The organism is Streptomyces sp. NPDC050856, from assembly GCF_040653855.1.
In the GTDB taxonomy this organism is placed as follows: domain Bacteria; phylum Actinomycetota; class Actinomycetes; order Streptomycetales; family Streptomycetaceae; genus Streptomyces.
The window spans coordinates 37,805-54,923 of the sequence record NZ_JBFAGV010000034.1 but is presented as its reverse complement, the minus strand read 5'-3'; the positions used below and the strand labels follow the sequence as shown (position 1 = coordinate 54,923).

The 17,119-nt window shown below is 72.0% G+C and carries 17 protein-coding genes; 7 read left to right on the top strand and 10 right to left on the bottom strand.

The window, feature by feature from the left end:
- Positions 1 to 97: 97 nt before the first annotated feature.
- Positions 98 to 1,480 (bottom strand): glycine--tRNA ligase, encoded by a 1,383-nt coding sequence (locus tag AB0H53_RS25030; RefSeq protein WP_362117487.1) that lies wholly within the window; start codon positions 1,478 to 1,480, stop codon positions 98 to 100.
- 199 nt (positions 1,481 to 1,679) lie between these two features.
- Here AB0H53_RS25030 and AB0H53_RS25025 point away from each other — a divergent pair, with 199 nt between their 5' ends.
- From AB0H53_RS25025 to AB0H53_RS25010, 4 genes are all read left to right on the top strand, one after another.
- Positions 1,680 to 2,651 (top strand): metal ABC transporter substrate-binding protein, encoded by a 972-nt coding sequence (locus AB0H53_RS25025; RefSeq protein ID WP_362117484.1) that lies wholly within the window; start codon positions 1,680 to 1,682, stop codon positions 2,649 to 2,651.
- Between the two features lie 40 nt (positions 2,652 to 2,691).
- On the top strand, positions 2,692 to 3,453 hold the full coding sequence (locus AB0H53_RS25020) for a metal ABC transporter ATP-binding protein (protein ID WP_362117508.1): 762 nt from the start codon (positions 2,692 to 2,694) through the stop codon (positions 3,451 to 3,453).
- Between the two features lie 2 nt (positions 3,454 to 3,455).
- Positions 3,456 to 4,349 carry a metal ABC transporter permease gene (locus AB0H53_RS25015; protein WP_362117481.1) on the top strand — a complete coding sequence of 298 codons (894 nt, stop codon included), beginning with the start codon at positions 3,456 to 3,458 and terminating at the stop codon, positions 4,347 to 4,349.
- Positions 4,350 to 4,417: 68 nt separating this feature from the next.
- On the top strand, positions 4,418 to 4,834 hold the full coding sequence (locus AB0H53_RS25010) for a Fur family transcriptional regulator (protein ID WP_362117478.1): 417 nt from the start codon (positions 4,418 to 4,420) through the stop codon (positions 4,832 to 4,834).
- 71 nt (positions 4,835 to 4,905) lie between these two features.
- On the opposite strand, the gene AB0H53_RS25005 is transcribed toward AB0H53_RS25010, so the two are convergent.
- The 3 genes from AB0H53_RS25005 to AB0H53_RS24995 all read right to left on the bottom strand — a co-directional run bounded on the left by AB0H53_RS25005 (position 4,906) and on the right by AB0H53_RS24995 (position 7,514).
- Positions 4,906 to 5,736 (bottom strand): isoprenyl transferase, encoded by an 831-nt coding sequence (locus tag AB0H53_RS25005; RefSeq protein ID WP_362117475.1) that lies wholly within the window; start codon positions 5,734 to 5,736, stop codon positions 4,906 to 4,908.
- A 21-nt stretch (positions 5,737 to 5,757) separates the two neighbouring features.
- Positions 5,758 to 6,504: a DNA repair protein RecO gene (gene recO, locus AB0H53_RS25000; protein WP_362117472.1), complete on the bottom strand. Its 747-nt coding sequence runs from the start codon at positions 6,502 to 6,504 to the stop codon at positions 5,758 to 5,760.
- 185 nt (positions 6,505 to 6,689) lie between these two features.
- A complete protein-coding gene (locus AB0H53_RS24995) occupies positions 6,690 to 7,514 on the bottom strand; it encodes a hypothetical protein (protein WP_362117469.1) in 825 nt (274 codons plus the stop codon).
- A gap of 187 nt (positions 7,515 to 7,701) precedes the next feature.
- Between AB0H53_RS24995 and AB0H53_RS24990 the strand changes: the two genes are divergently transcribed.
- Positions 7,702 to 9,069, top strand: coding sequence for an FAD-dependent oxidoreductase (locus AB0H53_RS24990; protein ID WP_362117467.1), 1,368 nt, complete (start codon positions 7,702 to 7,704; stop codon positions 9,067 to 9,069).
- Between the two features lie 300 nt (positions 9,070 to 9,369).
- Here the strand turns inward: AB0H53_RS24990 and AB0H53_RS24985 are convergent, their stop codons facing one another.
- The 3 genes from AB0H53_RS24985 to leuA all read right to left on the bottom strand — a co-directional run bounded on the left by AB0H53_RS24985 (position 9,370) and on the right by leuA (position 13,017).
- Positions 9,370 to 10,215, bottom strand: coding sequence for a nitroreductase/quinone reductase family protein (locus tag AB0H53_RS24985; RefSeq protein ID WP_362117464.1), 846 nt, complete (start codon positions 10,213 to 10,215; stop codon positions 9,370 to 9,372).
- Positions 10,216 to 10,414: 199 nt separating this feature from the next.
- Positions 10,415 to 11,110 (bottom strand): TerB family tellurite resistance protein, encoded by a 696-nt coding sequence (locus AB0H53_RS24980; RefSeq protein WP_362117461.1) that lies wholly within the window; start codon positions 11,108 to 11,110, stop codon positions 10,415 to 10,417.
- Between the two features lie 149 nt (positions 11,111 to 11,259).
- On the bottom strand, positions 11,260 to 13,017 hold the full coding sequence (gene leuA / locus AB0H53_RS24975; protein WP_362117458.1) for a 2-isopropylmalate synthase: 1,758 nt from the start codon (positions 13,015 to 13,017) through the stop codon (positions 11,260 to 11,262).
- A gap of 291 nt (positions 13,018 to 13,308) precedes the next feature.
- Between leuA and AB0H53_RS24970 the strand changes: the two genes are divergently transcribed.
- Together AB0H53_RS24970 and AB0H53_RS24965 are read left to right on the top strand one after the other, a co-directional pair.
- Complete coding sequence (locus AB0H53_RS24970; protein ID WP_362117455.1) at positions 13,309 to 14,391, top strand: M4 family metallopeptidase; 1,083 nt, start codon at positions 13,309 to 13,311, stop codon at positions 14,389 to 14,391.
- 25 nt (positions 14,392 to 14,416) lie between these two features.
- A complete protein-coding gene (locus tag AB0H53_RS24965) occupies positions 14,417 to 14,683 on the top strand; it encodes a protealysin inhibitor emfourin (protein WP_362117453.1) in 267 nt (88 codons plus the stop codon).
- Positions 14,684 to 14,707: 24 nt separating this feature from the next.
- Here the strand turns inward: AB0H53_RS24965 and era are convergent, their stop codons facing one another.
- The 3 genes from era to AB0H53_RS24950 form a co-directional block, all read right to left on the bottom strand.
- Positions 14,708 to 15,649, bottom strand: coding sequence for a GTPase Era (gene era / locus AB0H53_RS24960; protein WP_362117450.1), 942 nt, complete (start codon positions 15,647 to 15,649; stop codon positions 14,708 to 14,710).
- A 104-nt stretch (positions 15,650 to 15,753) separates the two neighbouring features.
- Positions 15,754 to 16,107: a cytidine deaminase gene (locus tag AB0H53_RS24955; protein ID WP_362117447.1), complete on the bottom strand. Its 354-nt coding sequence runs from the start codon at positions 16,105 to 16,107 to the stop codon at positions 15,754 to 15,756.
- Between the two features lie 66 nt (positions 16,108 to 16,173).
- Entirely contained in the window at positions 16,174 to 17,061 is an 888-nt protein-coding gene (locus AB0H53_RS24950; protein WP_362117444.1) for a helix-turn-helix transcriptional regulator, read from the bottom strand.
- Between the last annotated feature and the right edge of the window lie 58 nt (positions 17,062 to 17,119).

The following is a 17,119-nucleotide window of genomic DNA, read 5'->3' as shown; positions in this document are numbered from 1 at the left end:
GCCCCGTGCCGCCGGGACCGGCCGGCGAGGCGCCGGCCCGACGCCGAAGCCCCCGGTTCCAGGTGCGGAACCGGGGGCTTGGGCGGTCAGCGGGAGGTCAGCAGCCGAGCAGGCGGGCGCCCAGGTAGCCCTGGATCTGGTCGAGCGAGACCCGCTCCTGCTTCATGGTGTCGCGCTCGCGCACGGTCACCGCGTTGTCGTCCAGGGTGTCGAAGTCGACGGTGACGCAGAACGGCGTACCGATCTCGTCCTGGCGGCGGTAGCGGCGGCCGATGGCGCCCGCGTCGTCGAAGTCGATGTTCCAGTTCTTGCGCAGGTCGGCGGCGAGGCCCTTGGCCTTCGGCGACAGCTGGGGGTTCCGGGACAGCGGGAGCACCGCGACCTTGACCGGGGCCAGGCGCGGGTCGAGGCGCATCACGGTGCGCTTCTCCATGACGCCCTTGGCGTTGGGGGCCTCGTCCTCGTTGTAGGCGTCGAGGAGGAACGCCAGCATGGCGCGGCCGACACCGGCGGCGGGCTCGATGACGTACGGGGTCCAGCGCTCGCCGGCCTCCTGGTCGAAGTACGACAGGTCGGTGCCGGACGCCTTGGCGTGGGCCGAGAGGTCGTAGTCGGTGCGGTTGGCGACGCCCTCCAGCTCGCCCCACTCGCTGCCGCCGAACTGGAAGCGGTACTCGATGTCGGCGGTGCGCTTGGAGTAGTGGGAGAGCTTCTCCTTGGGGTGCTCGTACCAGCGCATGTTCTCCTCACGGAGACCCAGGTCGCGGTACCAGTTCCAGCGCTGCTCCATCCAGTATTCCTGCCACTGCTCGTCCTCGCCCGGCTTGACGAAGAACTCCATCTCCATCTGCTCGAACTCGCGGGTGCGGAAGATGAAGTTGCCCGGAGTGATCTCGTTCCGGAAGGACTTGCCCATCTGGGCGATACCGAACGGCGGCTTCTTGCGCGAAGTCTGCTGCACCTGCGCGAAGTTGGTGAAGATGCCCTGCGCGGTCTCGGGGCGCAGGTAGGCCACCGAACCGGAGTCCTGGGTGGGGCCGAGGTGCGTGGAGAGCAGGCCGGAGAACTGCTTGGGCTCGGTGAAGGTGCCCTTGTTGCCGCAGTTGGGGCAGTTGAGGTCGGTGAGGCCGTTCTCGGGGGCCTTGCCGTGCTTCTCCTCGTACGCCTCCTCCAGGTGGTCGGCGCGGAACCGCTTGTGGCAGGAGGTGCACTCGGTGAGCGGGTCGGTGAAGGTGGCCACGTGACCGGAGGCCTCCCAGACCTCGGGGGCCAGGATCACCGACGAGTCGATACCGACGACGTCCTCGCGCGAGGTGACCATGTAGCGCCACCACTGGCGCTTGAGGTTCTCCTTGAGCTCGACACCCAGCGGCCCGTAGTCCCAGGCGGCACGCTGTCCGCCGTAGATCTCGCTGCACGGGTAGACAAAGCCACGGCGCTTGCTCAGGTTGACGATGGAGTCGATCTTGTCGGCGGCCACGGTGCTCTCTTCATAACGGTGACGACGAATTGGACAGGGGGGCGCTGATGCGCCTCGATGAGGGGGTGGTGCTCGGGAGACGGGCGGGCGAATGCTCAGGTTACCGGCGCTCGCACCCTCTGGATCAAATCGGTGGGCGCCCAGGGCCACTTACCCGCTTTGTTGACAATCGTTTCCACTTTTGTTGAAAATGAATCCCATGAACGTACGACGCCACATACCCACCACCGCCCTCGCCGGAGCCGTGGCCCTCGGCCTGCTCGGGCTCACCGGCTGTTCCGGTTCGCCCGGTCCCGCCGAGCCGGAGGGCGAGAACGGCAAGCTGGACGTGGTGGCGTCGTTCTACCCCATGCAGTTCCTGGCCGAGCGGATCGGCGGTGACCACGTCACCGTCAGCACCCTCACCAAGCCGGGCGTCGAACCGCACGACCTGGAGCTCAAGCCGAGGCAGATCGGCGAGCTCGGCGAAGCGGACTACATCCTCTACCTCAAGGGCATCCAGCCCGCCGTCGACGACGCGGTCGAGCAGGCCGGGGTGAAGAACACCGTCGACGCGGCCACCCTCACCACGCTGGAGGAGCACGGCACCGGGGCCGGCCACGACCACGGCCACGAGGAGGCGGGCGGCCACCACGCCGACGAGGAGGCGGGCGCCGACCCGCACATCTGGCTGGACCCGGTGAAGTACACCGAGGTCGCCAAGGGCGTCGGGGCCTCCCTGGCGAAGGCCGACCCCGGCCACGCCGCCGACTACCGCAAGAACACCGACGAGCTGGTGAAGCAGCTCGGCGCCCTGCACACCGCCTACCAGCAGGGGCTGCGGAACACCACCACCAGGACCTTCATCACCACCCACTCCGCCTTCGGCTACCTCGCCGAGCGCTACGGGCTGGAGCAGGAGAGCATCTCCGGTGTGGACCCCGAGTCCGAGCCCAGCCCCGCCCGGATCAAGGAGCTCCAGGACATCGCGAGGAAGGACAAGGTGGGCACCGTATTCTTCGAGACCCTGGCCAGCGACAGGACCGCCAAGACCCTCGCCAAGGACGCGGGGCTCCGGACCGACGTCCTGGACCCGCTGGAGGGAATCACCGAGCGGTCCGAGGGCGCTGACTACACCGAGGTGATGCGGTCCAACCTCGCCGCGCTCCGGAAGGCCCTCGGCGCGAAGTGAACGACGTAACGGAGGCACTGTCGTGAGCAGCGAGCCCGTCATGGCCGAGCCCGTCATAGCCGTCCGCGCGGCCACCGCCACCCTGGGCTCCCGCCCGGTGCTGCGCGGCGTCGACCTCACCGTCCGGCACGGTGAGGTCGTCGCCCTGCTCGGCGCGAACGGCTCCGGCAAGTCGACCGCCGTGCGCTCGGTGATCGGCCAGGTGCCGCTGAGCGGCGGCTCGATAGCCCTGTTCGGCACGGAGCTGCGGCGCTTCCGCGACTGGGCGCGCGTCGGCTACGTACCGCAGCGCACCACCGCCGCCAGCGGCGTGCCCGCCACGGTGCGCGAGGTCGTCTCCGCCGGGCGCCTGTCGCGTACCCGGCTGCGCCGGCCCTCCAAGGCCGACCGGGCCGCCGTCGAGCGCGCCATCGGGCTCGTCGGGCTGGCCGACCGGGCCAGGGACTCGGTGGACGCCCTGTCCGGCGGCCAGCACCAGCGCGTGCTGATCGCCCGGGCCCTGGCCGCCGAACCGGACCTGCTGATCATGGACGAGCCGATGGCCGGCGTGGACCTGGCCAGCCAGGAGATCCTCGCCTCGACGCTGCGCGACCAGGTCGCGGCCGGCACGACCGTCCTGCTCGTGCTGCACGAGCTGGGCCCGCTGGAGCCGTTGATCGACCGCGCGGTCGTGCTGCGCGACGGCTGCGTCGTCCACGACGGACCGCCGCCCCGGGCGGTGGGCCAGCACGCGCTGCCCGGCCACGACCACGTACATCCGCACGCGGCCGACCAGCCGCTCCGCACGGGACTGCTGACCTGACCATGGAATTCCTCCAGCCCGACTTCATGCAGCGCGCGCTCCTGGCGGCCGTCCTCGTCGGCGTCACGGCGCCGGCCGTCGGCATCCACCTGGTGCAGCGCCGGCAGGCCCTGATGGGCGACGGCATCGGCCATGTCGCCATGACCGGTGTGGGCCTCGGCTTCCTGCTGTCCACCAACCCGGTGTGGATGGCCGCGCTGGTCTCCGTGGCCGGCGCGGTCGCCATGGAGCTGATCAGGGCGTACGGGCGCACCCGCGGTGACATCGCGCTGGCGCTGCTCTTCTACGGCGGCATGGCCGGCGGTGTCATGCTGATCAACCTCTCGCCGACCGGCTCCAACGCCAACCTCACCTCGTACCTCTTCGGGTCGCTGTCGACCGTCTCCGACGAGGACGTCACCACGATCTGCCTGCTGGCCGGCCTCGTGCTGCTGGTCTCCCTCGGCCTGCGCCGCCAGCTCTTCGCCATCAGCCAGGACGAGGAGTTCGCGCGGGTGACCGGCCTGCCGGTGCGGGCGCTGAACCTGCTGGTCGCCGTGGTCGCGGCGGTGACCGTGACGGTCGCCATGCGCGTGGTCGGACTGCTCCTGGTCAGCGCCCTGATGGTGGTACCGGTCGCGGCCGCGCAGCAGCTCACACGCGGCTTCCGCACCACGTTCGCGCTGGCGGTGCTGATCGGTACGGGGGTGACGCTGACCGGCACGGTCACCTCGTACTACCAGGACGTGCCGCCGGGCGCGACGATCGTACTGCTGGCCATCGCGGTGTTCGTGGCGCTGACGGCGCTGGCGGCTCCGCTGGCCAGGCGCCGGGCACGCACGGCGGAGCGGCCCCCGGAGGCGTGCGACGTGGACGTGGAGCCGGGGCCGGGAGCGGCCGACGAGGTCCGGGTCTGACCGGGCCGCTCGCGCGGCCTGGCACAATGGCCCGACGTAGTGAGGGCGGGCCGAGTGAGGAGGCACCTGTGGCGACGGCTGGATCCCCCGGCGTACGCGGCCGGTCGACCAGGCAGCGGGCTGCCGTGTCGGCGGCGCTGAACGAGGTGGACGAGTTCCGCAGCGCGCAGGAGCTGCACGACATGCTCAAGCACCGCGGCGACTCGGTGGGCCTCACCACGGTCTACCGCACGCTCCAGTCCCTCGCCGACGCGGGCGAGGTGGACGTGCTGCGCACCAGCGAGGGCGAGGCGGTCTACCGCCGCTGCTCCTCGGACGGTCACCACCACCACCTGGTGTGCCGGGTCTGCGGCAAGGCGGTCGAGGTGGAGGGTCCCGCGGTGGAGCAGTGGGCCGACGCCATCGCCGAGCAGCACGGCTTCGTGAACGTGGCGCACACGGTGGAGATCTTCGGCACCTGCGCGGAGTGCGCCGCCAAGGGCTGAGACGTACGCGCGGGTGGCCCGTGCCCCCGGGGTTCCCCCGGGGGCGCGGGCCACCGTCGTACCGAGACCCCCTAGGACCGGGTGGTCTGCATCGCGGCGCGGTCCTCGTCGGGGATGGCGCCGAAGCGGCGGTCGCGCGAGGCGTACTCGACGCAGGCCCGCCACAGGTCGCGGCGGTCGAAGTCGGGCCACAGCACGTCCTGGAAGACCATCTCGGCGTAGCTGCTCTGCCAGATCAGGTAGTTGGACGTGCGCTGCTCGCCGCTGGGCCGCAGGAAGAGGTCGACGTCGGGCATGTCCGGGTAGTACAGGTACTTCTGGAACGTCTTCTCGTTGACCTTCGACGGGTCCAGCCGGCCGGCGGCGACGTCCTCGGCGATCCTCTTGGCCGCGTCGGCGACCTCGGCCCGGCCGCCGTAGTTGACGCAGAAGTACAGCGTCATCGCGTCGTTGTCCTTCGTCTGCTCCTGGGCGACCTGGAGCTCCTGGACGACCGACTTCCACATCTTGGGCATCCGGCCCACCCAGCGGATGCGGATGCCCAGTTCGTCCATCTCGTCGCGGCGGCGGCGGATGACGTCACGGTTGAAGTTCATCAGGAAGCGCACCTCCTCGGGCGAGCGCTTCCAGTTCTCGGTGGAGAAGGCGTACAGCGAGAGGTTCTTGACGCCGAGCTCCAGGCAGCCCTTGAGCACGTCCAGGACGACGCCCTCGCCGACCTTGTGGCCCTCGGTGCGCGGCAGGCCGCGTTCCTTGGCCCAGCGGCCGTTGCCGTCCATGACGCACGCGACGTGGTCCGGGATCAGCTCACCGGGCAGCTTCGGCGGACGCGCGCCCGACGGGTGCGGCTCGGGGACCTTGTACTCGCGGCGGGACCGGCCCAGGATTCCGCGTCGTGCCATGCGGCTCACATCTCCATCTCTCTACTTCTCCACATACCGAAGCGAGCGCAGGCCGCGCTCCAGGTGCCAGTGCAGATAGGCGGACACCAGCCCGCTGCCCTCCCTGACATGACGCGGCTCGCACGCGTCGGCGGTCTCCCAGTCGCCGGTCAGCAGCGCGCTGAGCAGGCCGACGGCCTCCGCAGAGGGTACGACGCTCCCGGGCACCCGGCAGTCGCCGCAGACGACACCGCCCGCGGCGACCGAGAAGAACCGGTTCGGCCCGTGGATGCCGCAGCGCGCGCAGTCCTCGAACGAGGGCGCGTAGCCGTTGACGGCCAGCGACCGCAGCAGGAACGCGTCCAGGATCAGGTGCGGGGCGTGCTCCCCGCGCGCCAGGGTCCGCAGCGCCCCGACGAGCAGCAGGTACTGCTGCACGGCCGGCTCGCCCTCGTGGTCCGTGAACCGCTCGGCGGTCTCCAGCATGGCGGTGCCCGCGGTGTAGCGGGCGTAGTCGGTGACGACGCCGCTGCCGTACGCGGCGATGGTCTCGCTCTGGGTGCACAGCGGCAGCCCCCGCCCCACGAGCTCGCCGCCCCGCGCGAAGAACTGCACGTCCACATGGCTGAACGGCTCCAGCCGCGCCCCGAACTTCGACTTGGTGCGCCGCACCCCCCGCGCCACGGCCCGCACCCGTCCGTGCCCCCGGGTGAGCAGCGTGATGATGCGGTCCGCCTCCCCCAGCTTCTGGGTGCGCAGCACGATGCCGTCGTCGCGGAACAGGGTCATGGGCCCATTCTCCCGTACGCGGCGGGGACGCCGGGCCGGGGCGGGGGAAAGGCCCTGCCCGCCCGGTGTCCGGACGGGCCCCCCTTCGTGCCGTCCCCCGCCACGCGCCCGTCCAGGTGGCGAGGTCACCTGGTAGGGGTGACCGTGACGGGACCGCCATCGGAACCGGCCTCGGACGCGTACCGCTACCTCAGCCGCCGGCGCCCCCGCTCCGTCGGGGCCGCCTCGGCGCGGATGAGGGCGCGGGCGAGGATCACTCCGCTGACCATCAGGCCGACGCCGAACCAGGAGGCCGCCGCGTCCAGGACGAGGGTGAGGACGCCGATGGGGATGAGCAGGCCGACGAAGGGGGCCAGCAGGCCGCGAACCGGGGGCTCGGGTTCGCCGGAGCCGAGGCGGGCGCGCACCAGGCGCGGGTACCACTCGGTGAAGCGCGCGGCGGTGACGAAGGCGACGACCTGGACGAGCCACGCGGTCCACAGGTTGACCGGATTGCGCAGGACCAGGTCCCCGATGGCGCCCGCGACGGCCGCGGTGAGGAAGGCGAGCGCCCAGAAGCCGGTGATCACGCGGTTGGTGCGGAGGAACTCCGGGGCGTGCCAGTACCCGGGATCGGTCCCGCGGCGGGCGTAGGGCAGGGTGAAGGGCCGCCGTACGGCGATGGACGCGCCCGCGAAGAGCACCAGGAGCAGGCCGGCGCCCTCGGCCGCGTGGGTCTCCAGCCAGCGGTACCCGCCCGCCGGCACGGTCGGGCCGGCGACGGCCGCCACCGTGAACAGGACGACCGCCGCCGGTTCGAGGAAGGAGGCCCCGCTCCTGGCCAGCCGCCGCGCGGTGACCAGCGCGAGGGCCAGGGCGAGGGCGAGGACGGCGGCCGGGACGTACCGGCCGGGCCCGGCGACGAGTGAGAAGACGATCCAGGGGGAGACCCCCGAGACGGAGCTGTCCAGCAGCCGGGCGCCCCGTCGGCGGCCGGCCGGGGTCGCGTCGTCTGCTGTGGCGGCGGTCATGGCCAGCGGCCCCCTTCCTGACCTTCAGCGTCGCGCGCGGCGCCCCGCGGCGCGACGCGGAGAGCTCCCGCCGGGTCATAGCCGCGCCTTATGGGTCCATAGAAGGGGGGCGGGTACTGAGGTGAGGCCACCCTTACTTAGGCTGGGGCCGAGCAGCCGCTCACTCGTTCGCTCGAAGGGAACTGCCATGCCCCGCCCCCTGCGGGTCGCGATCGTCGGTGCCGGTCCGGCCGGGATCTACGCCGCCGACGCGCTGCTGAAGTCCGAGGCCGCCACCGACCCCGGCGTCTCCATCGACCTCTTCGAGCGGATGCCGGCGCCCTTCGGGCTGATCCGGTACGGCGTCGCCCCCGACCACCCCCGGATCAAGGGCATCGTCACCGCCCTCCACCAGGTCCTCGACAAGCCCCAGGTCCGGTTGTTCGGGAACGTCGACTACCCCTCCGACATCAACCTGGACGACCTGCGCGCGTTCTACGACGCGGTGATCTTCTCCACCGGCGCGAGCGCCGACCGGGCGCTGGACATACCCGGCATCGAGCTCGACGGCTCGTACGGCGCCGCCGACTTCGTCTCCTGGTACGACGGCCACCCCGACGTGCCCCGCACCTGGCCGCTGGAGGCCGAGAAGGTCGCGGTGCTCGGCGTCGGCAATGTGGCCCTGGACGTGGCGCGCGTCCTCGCCAAGACCGCCGACGAGCTGCTGCCCACCGAGATCCCGCCGAACGTCCACGCCGGCCTCGCCGCCAACCGGGCCCGCGAGATCCACGTCTTCGGCCGGCGCGGCCCCGCCCAGGCCAAGTTCAGCCCCATGGAGCTGCGCGAGCTCGACCACTCCCCCACCATCGAGGTCGTCGTCAATCCCGAGGACATCGACTACGACGAGGGCTCCATCGAGGCGCGGCGCTCCAACAAGCAGGTCGACATGGTCGCCAAGACGCTGGAGAACTGGGCGATCCGCGATGTCGGCGACCGGCCGCACAAGCTGTTCCTGCACTTCTTCGAGTCGCCCACCGAGGTGGTCGGCGAGGACGGCCGGGTCGTCGGACTGCGCACCGAGCGGACCGAGCTGGACGGCACCGGCAACGTCAGGGGCACCGGCCGGTTCACCACCTGGGACGTGGGAGCCGTGTACCGGGCGGTCGGCTACCTCTCCGACGAGCTGCCCAAGCTGCCGTTCGACGTGGCGAGCGGCACGGTCCCGGACGAGGGGGGCCGGGTGGTCGAGGGCGGCGAGCACATGCCGTCGACGTACGTCACGGGCTGGATCCGGCGCGGTCCGGTCGGGCTCATCGGGCACACCAAGGGTGACGCCAACGAGACGGTCGCCAACCTGCTGGCGGACCACCGCGACGGCCGCCTGCTCACCCCGGCGGCGCCCGGTGAGCAGGCCGTGGTCGACTTCCTGCGCGAGCGGGACGTGGAGTACACCACGTGGGAGGGCTGGCACCGGCTGAACGCCGCCGAGCAGGCGCTGGGCGCCGCCGAGGGCCGCGAGCGGGTGAAGATCGTCGAGCGTGAGGCGATGCTGCGGGCGAGCGGCACGCGGGACTGAGACGCCGGCGGGCCGTGGCCGGGACCCGTCCGGGAGGACGGGTCCCGGCCACGGCCGCCTCGGCGTACGCCCGCGAGGCCGTCCAGGACGCCACCTCCGCGGCTCCTCGGACTGCGGTGCCGGGGCCCCGCGCCGCGTACCGGCCGCTCCCCGCGTCCGGCGGTTCTGTGCGGCGTACGAGCCGTCGCGCCCGGCGGGGGCGGACGCCTCCACGGCCCGCCCGCGCCCGGGCCGGGGCGCGGGCGGGCACGCGGGCGTGCGGGCCCGGCCCGGCGGGTGGGCGCGGGCGGCGCGCACGGGTCAGACGGCGGCGTCGAGCACCGGGATGAGCTGCTCCTCCTCGTACGTCAGGTGGCGTTCGAGTTCGTCCGTGAGCCGTTCGACCTCGGCGAGCAGCCGCGCCGGGTCCGTGTCCTCGGCGGAGACCGTTTCCTGGAGGGCGCCGAGGAGGGCCGCGATCTTCTCGTGCTCCGCGCGCATACGGTCGAGGGCCGAGGCGAGCTCGGGCCGGCGGTCGGCCAGCAGGGGGAACATCCCGGCGTCCTCACCGGTGTGGTGGTTGCGCAGCCCCTGGCAGACGGTCAGGCAGTTCACCCGCAACTGGGCGCCGATCGCGGGGCCGGCCGCGCCCGCCAGGGCGATCTCCTCGCGTATCAGGGCCAGTTCGCGCCGGAAGCCGTCGTGCACCACCTTGAGGGCCTCGCCCCACGACGTCGCGTTGGGCTTCGGCGGGCCCGGCACCGCCGACAACGCGACGACGGGGATGACCCGTTCCGTCCGGGCCTGGTACTCGGCCCATCCGGGGTCGGCGGCGACCGCCCGGGCGAAGGCGCTGTCGCGTTCGGCGCCCTCCAGGACGGTGGCGTCGGCCTCGTAGGTGAAGACGCCGTCCTCGACGGTGACACGGGGGTTGGCCCGCAGGTTGTGGAACCAGGCCGGATGCTTGGGCGCACCGGCGGCGGACGCGATGACCAGGACGCGTTCACCGCCGTCGGGCAGGTAGCCGACGGGGGTGGTGTGCGGGGCGCCGGAGCGGGCTCCGGTGGTGGTCAGCAGGAGCAGCCTGGCTCCCTCGAACCAGCCTCCGACGCGCCCGTTGTTGGCGCGGAACTCCTCGATGACCTGCGTGTTGAAGTCGTTCGGCATTCTCTTCTTCCTTCGGGACGGAGCATGGGGATGCGTCGCATACGGAGAGAAAGAAGAGAGAGGGCGGGGCTCTGGCCCGCCCCGGCGTCAAGCCGAGGCCGGGTGCCCTACTCGATCGTGGCCCATGGCCGACCCGGCAGTCACCCGGTGAACCTAACGCCCGTCAGGCGCACGGGCAACCGGTTTACCGGGCGCCCCTTCAGAACGGCGCCCGGGCCGATTCCAGCAGCCGCGCCGTGTCGTCGGGGCGCAGCCGCAGGGCGTTGCCGACGGTGGTCAGGACGTCCCGCTCGGCGGCGCTGTACGCCCCGTCGGCCAGTGCGATCCGGGCGCCCTGGAGCAGGATCGACTCGCGTCCGGCCGGGGCCAGGTGCGGGGTGAGCGGTTCCAGCGCCTCGTGCAGCTCGATGGCGAGCGCGACCCCGCAGGGGCTCGCGGAGCCGGCGAGGAACCGGCCGGTGTCGGCGGCGAGCGCCTCGACCAGGGCGGAGAGGTTGTCGGCGGTGCACTCGTCGTACCCGGCGGCCCGCACGGCCGAGACGGCGGTGCGCAGGACCGGTGCCGAGTCGGCGCCCCCGGCGGCCAGGACGGCGAGCGCCACGGTGTGCACGGCGTCGCGCAGCATCGCCGAGAAGCGGGCGGTGGTGGGGTGGTCCAGTGCGTCGGGGCCGAAGTGGGTGTGGCAGGCCGCGCATTCGAGCACCGGCCCCGCCTCGCCGCGCGGGAGCAGCGGGACGCCGAGAACAGTGAGCCGCCGGCGCCCGGTACGGCGCCGGTAGTTGCGGTCGCCCCCGCACGCCGGGCAGAAGAACTCGCCGTCGCCCACGGTGCTCCAGGAGGTGTGGACGGCGCAGATGCGCAGTCTTCGCCCGTGTGACCCTCGTGCTGGCAGCACGTCGCACCTCCGTAGCCCCTCGGCCGCTCTGCCGCGTTGGCGTGATGTTAGCCACATCCGTGATGCGGCGTCAGCACCTCGGCCCGAGATCGCCGCGGACATGGCCGAACCCCGCCCGCCGGGGCGGGCGGGGTGCGACCCTCCGGACGTCAGCGCGCGGCGCGGTTGACGGCCGAGATGACCGCCTTCAGCGAGGCGCGGGTGGTGTTGGCGTCGATGCCGATGCCCCACAGCACCTTGCCGTCGATGGCGCATTCGATGTACGAGGCGGCCTGCGCCGAGGCGCCCTCGCTCATCGTGTGCTCCTGGTAGTCCAGCAGGCGTACGTCGATGCCGATGGCCTGGAGCGCGTCGAAGAAGGCGGAGATCGGGCCGTTGCCGGAGCCGGTCAGCACCACGTCGGCACCGTCGACGACCGCCTCGACGGTCAGGGTGTCGGTGCCGTCGGTGTCGGTGGTGGTCTGGCCGGAACGCAACTGGACCCGGCCCCAGGCGTTGTCCGGGTTGGGCAGGTACTCGTCCTGGAAGACCGCCCAGATGTCCTGGGGGGTGACCTCGCCGCCCTCGGCGTCGGTCTTGGCCTGGATGATCCTGGAGAACTCGATCTGCATCCGGCGCGGCAGGTCCAGCTTGTGGTCGTTCTTCAGGACGTAGGCGATACCGCCCTTGCCGGACTGCGAGTTGACCCTGATGACGGCCTCGTAGGACCGGCCGACGTCCTTGGGGTCGATGGGCAGGTACGGCACGGCCCACTCGATCTCGTCGACGGTCCTGCCCCGCTCCCCGGCGGTGGCCTCCATGGCGTCGAAGCCCTTCTTGATGGCGTCCTGGTGGGAGCCGGAGAAGGCGGTGTAGACCAGGTCGCCCGCGTAGGGGTGGCGCGGGTGGACCTCCATCTGGTTGCAGTACTCGCTGGTGCGGCGGATCTCGTCGATCTGCGAGAAGTCGATCTGCGGGTCGACGCCCTGCGAGAACAGGTTCATGCCCAGGGTGACCAGGTCGACGTTGCCGGTGCGCTCGCCCTGGCCGAACAGGCAGCCCTCGACGCGGTCCGCGCCGGCCATGACGGCCAGCTCGGCGGCGGCCACCGCGGTGCCCCGGTCGTTGTGCGGGTGGGCCGACAGGCAGACGTGCTCGCGGCGGGACAGGTTGCGCGACATCCACTCGAACCGGTCCGCGTGCGTGGACGGTGTGGAGCGCTCCACGGTGGCGGGCAGGTTCAGGATGATCTCGCGGCCCTCCTCGGGCTGCCAGACGTCCATCACCCCCTCGCAGACCTCCAGGGCGAAGTCCAGCTCCGTGTCGGTGAAGATCTCCGGGCTGTACTGGTAGCCGAACACCGTCTCGTCGCCCAGCAGCTTCTCGGCGTACTCCATCACCAGCCGGGTGCCGTCCACGGCGATCTGCCTGACCTGCTCGCGCGAGCCGCGGAAGACGACCCGGCGGAAGACCGGCGCGGTGGCGTTGTACAGGTGGACGGTGGCCCGGTGGGCGCCGCGCAGCGACTCGACGGTCCGCTCGATCAGCTCCTCGCGCGCCTGGGTCAGGACGGAGATGGTCACGTCCTCGGGGATGGCGCCCTCTTCGATGATGGAGCGCACGAAGGCGAAGTCGGTCTCGCCGGAGGAGGGGAAGCCGACCTCGATCTCCTTGTAGCCCATGCGGACGAGCAGGTCGAACATCGCCCGCTTGCGGGCCGGCGACATCGGGTCGATCAGTGCCTGGTTGCCGTCCCTCAGGTCCGTGGAGAGCCAGCGCGGCGCCTTGGTGATCCGGTTGTCCGGCCAGGTGCGGTCGGGGATCGGGACGGCCTCGTACGGGCGGTACTTGTGGACCGGCATCCCGGACGGCTGCTGGGTGTGCGTCGCGTTGGTGACGGGTGTGGGACGGCCAACGGGCTGAGACATCGCGTGGGGCTCCTCGGGTCCTGCGGGGGACGGCCGACTGTGTCGAAGCAGCACTGACTCCGCGGGGAGGGGGTCGGCCTACGACTACAGGCCCTCGCCGCGGCAGCTAAGGAGAAGCAGCCCGAAACGCATGGTGCACAGCAGCCTAGCCGAGGGGGAACGGGATCGGAGGTGCCGTTCCAGTATGCGGGACTCGTGCCCACCAAACGCCGAACCGTGACCTATCACTCGTATGCGTCAATCGCCGTCGCAGCTGGTGACATCATGGTGACCCACTGCCACATTGCGGTTATGACCGCCATGCCTGCCAGGCCCGCCGCGCCTGCCGTGTTCTGCACGATCGTGCCCCCGCACCTGCTGGACCGCCTCGCCCGCGCCGCCGATCCGGCCATCGCCGCGGCCGCCCGGCGCACGCTCGTCGCGGACGCCGCCAACCGCACCGCCCGCCGGCTCACCACGGTGATCGGCGCGCGACCGGTCGCCGCGCCCGAGGGAGCCCCCGCCGCCAAGCCGCACCGCACGGTGTACGACGCCGGGCACCGGACCGGGCTGCCGGGGGCCCAGGTCCGCGCCGAGGGCGCGGAACCCACCGGGGACGCGACCGTCAACCGCGCGTACGCCGGTCTGGGCGCCACCTTCCAGCTCTTCCTGGACGCCTACGGCCGTGACTCGATCAACGGCTCGGGGCTGCCGCTCGACGCGACCGTCCACTACGACAAGGACTACGGCAACGCCTTCTGGAACGGCGAGCAGATGGTGTTCGGCGACGGGGACGGGGAGATCTTCCTCGATTTCACCATTCCGGTGGACGTCATCGGCCACGAGCTGGCGCACGGCGTCACCCAGTACACCGCCAATCTCGCCTACTTCGGCCAGCCGGGCGCGCTCAACGAGTCGATGTCCGACGTCTTCGGCTCGCTGGTCAAGCAGTACGCGCTGGGGCAGACCGCCACGGAGGCGGACTGGCTGATCGGGGCGGGGCTGCTGGCGCCGGACGTGCGGGGTGTGGCGCTGCGCTCGATGAAGGCCCCCGGGACGGCGTACGACGACGACGTGCTCGGCAAGGACCCGCAGCCGGCGAAGATGGCCGACTACGTGCGTACCGGCAGTGACAACGGCGGCGTGCACATCAACTCCGGCATCCCCAACCACGCCTTCTACCTCTTCGCCACCGCGCTGGGCGGCCACGCCTGGGAGCGGGCCGGCCAGGTCTGGTACGACGTGCTGGCCGGCGGCGACCTGGCGGTGGACGCGGACTTCGCCGACTTCGCGCGGCTGTCGGTGGCGGCGGTCGGCGAGCGCTTCGGCGAGGGCGGCGCGGAGGACGACGCGGTGCGCAAGGCATGGTCGACGGTAGGGGTGCCTACCGCCTGAGGCGGGAGCGGAGTAGACAGGCCCCATGCGCATTCGGGTACGACGCACGGGCGGGTTCGCCGGCATCGAGCGGCTGGCGGAGGTGGACACCTCCGCCAGGGCCGACGCCGCCGAGTGGCACGCCCTGGCCGAGGCGGCCCTCGCCGACGGCCGGGACACGCCACCGGCGGGAGTGCCGGACGGGTTCGCCTACGAGATCACGGTCGACGGCCGCACGGTGTACGGCGCGGATCCGTGCCTGGGCGAGGCTCAGCGGGAGCTGGTCACCCGGGTGCTCAAGGAAGGGGCGTGAGCGGCCCGCCCGGCACCGGTCCGCTCAGAAGCCGAGCTTGCGCAGCTGCTTGGGGTCGCGCTGCCAGTCCTTGGCCACCTTCACGTGCAGGTCCAGGAAGACGGGCGTGCCCAGCAGCGCCTCGATGTGCTTGCGGGACTTGGTGCCGACCTCCTTCAGGCGCGCGCCCTTGGGGCCGATGATGATGCCCTTCTGGCTGGGGCGCTCGATGTAGAGGTTGGCGTGGATGTCCAGCAGCGGCTTGTCCGCCGGGCGGTTCTCGCGCGGGATCATCTCCTCGACCACCACCGCGATGGAGTGCGGCAGCTCGTCCCGCACGCCTTCCAGCGCGGCCTCGCGGATCAGCTCGGCGACCATGACCTGCTCCGGCTCGTCCGTGAGGTCGCCCTCGGGGTAGAGCGGCGGGCTCTCGGGCAGGAGCGGGATCAGCAGGTCGGCGACCAGCTGGACCTGCGTGTCCCCGACCGCCGAGACGGGGACGATCTCCTGCCACTCCACGCCCAGCTCCTGGCCGAGCCGGTCGACCGCGATGAGCTGCTCGGCCAGGGTCTTGGAGTCGACCAGGTCCGTCTTGGTGATGATCGCGACCTTCGGGGTCTTCTTGATCCCGGCCAGTTCCTTGGCGATGAACCGGTCGCCCGGGCCCAGCTTCTCGTTGGCGGGCAGGCAGAAGCCGATCACGTCGACCTCGGCCCAGGTCGTGCGCACCACCTCGTTGAGCCGCTCGCCGAGCAGCGTGCGCGGCTTGTGCAGGCCGGGGGTGTCCACCAGGATCAACTGCGCGTCCGGACGGTGCACGATGCCGCGCACGGTGTGCCGAGTGGTCTGCGGCCGGTTGGAGGTGATGGCCACCTTCTGGCCGACCAGAGCGTTCGTGAGGGTGGACTTGCCCGCGTTGGGGCGGCCGACGAAGCAGGCGAAACCGGCCCGGTGGGCGGCTTCGGATTCTGGGTTACGAGCGCTCATGGAGGCCATTGTCCCCGATCCCGGGGCGCCCCACGTACCGCAGGGCGAGCGGGCCCGGCCGGGCGCCCGCCGGCCGGGCCCCCGGGGCCGCTCGCCCGGCGCGCTCAGCCTGCGGTCAGCGCGGCGCGCAGTTCCCCGTCCGGGCCGGCCAGCAGGACGGGCGTGTCCGCCCCGCCCAGGTCGCGCACGGCGGCGCGGTCGGCGTCGGACGCGGTCTCGGAGTCGGTCACCACGGCCGCCGCCTCCAGCGAGGTGGCGCCGCTCGCCACGGCCATCGCCACCGCCGTCTGCAGGGCACTGAGCCGGAGCGACTCCAGGGCGACCGTCCCGGCCACATAGGTGCGGCCGGTCTCGTCCCTCACCGCCGCGCCCTCGGGCACGCCGTTACGGGCACGGGCGCTGCGCGCCAGCGTGATGATCTTGCGGTCCTCGGGGCCGAGCTCGGAGATCTGTGTCATGCCCCGAGCATAGGTCGGCGACCGGGGCCGGATCCGGGCACCCGTACGGAACCTCTCGGTCCGCCTTCAGCCCGCCACCGGGTACATCGCGCCCCGCCGCCCTTCCGGGCTCGCCAGCCACTGGAGCTTCGCCGCCGTGTCCGCCTCCGGCAGCGGGGTGTGCAGCACGATGGTCAGGTCCGGCCGGGCCGGCACACGCAACTGGGTCGACTCCAGGTGCAGGGTGCCCACCAGCGGGTGTTCCAGCTCCTTGCGCACCTGCCCCCCGGGCGCGATGTCACGGCGCTCCCACAACCGGGCGAACTCCTCGCTGTTCCGCTTCGCCTCCGCCACCACCGCCCGGAAGCCCTCGTCGTCGGGGAACTCCGAGCAGGCCGCCCGGAACTGCGCCACCACACCGGGCGCGTTGCGTTCCCAGCTCCTGGCGCGGTCCCGGTAGACGGGGTCGGTGAAGAAGGACAGCAGGCAGTTCTGGGGCATGCCGGGGCGCATCCCGAGGACGATCGCCGCCGAGTCGTTGTACATGACGGCGTTCCAGTAGATGTCCATGATGTGCGCGGGGAACGGCATCCAGGTGTCGATCAGCCGCCGCAGCCCGTCGCACATGTGCCGGTGGGCCGGATCGACCTCCGGCGGGGGCGGGTTCAGCCCGGCCAGTACGTAGAGGTGGCGGCGCTCGGCCGGGCGCAGCCGCAGCACCCGGGCCACCGCGTCCAGCACCTGGGGCGAGACGGTGATGTCCCGGCCCTGCTCCAGCCACTGGTACCAGGAGACGCCCACTCCCGCCAGGACGGCGACCTCCTCGCGGCGCAGACCGGGGGTGCGGCGCCGGGCACCGCCGTGCGGAAGTCCCGCCTCGGAGGGGGTGATCCGCGCCCGGCGGCTCCGGAGGAACTCGCGCAGCTCGGCGAGCCGGTGTTCCTTCGCGTTGTCGGTCCCCGCCGGTGCCGCCACGTCGTCACTCCCCCTGTCGCTGCCTGGTGGTGCGGCCACCAGGATAAGTACCCGCTCC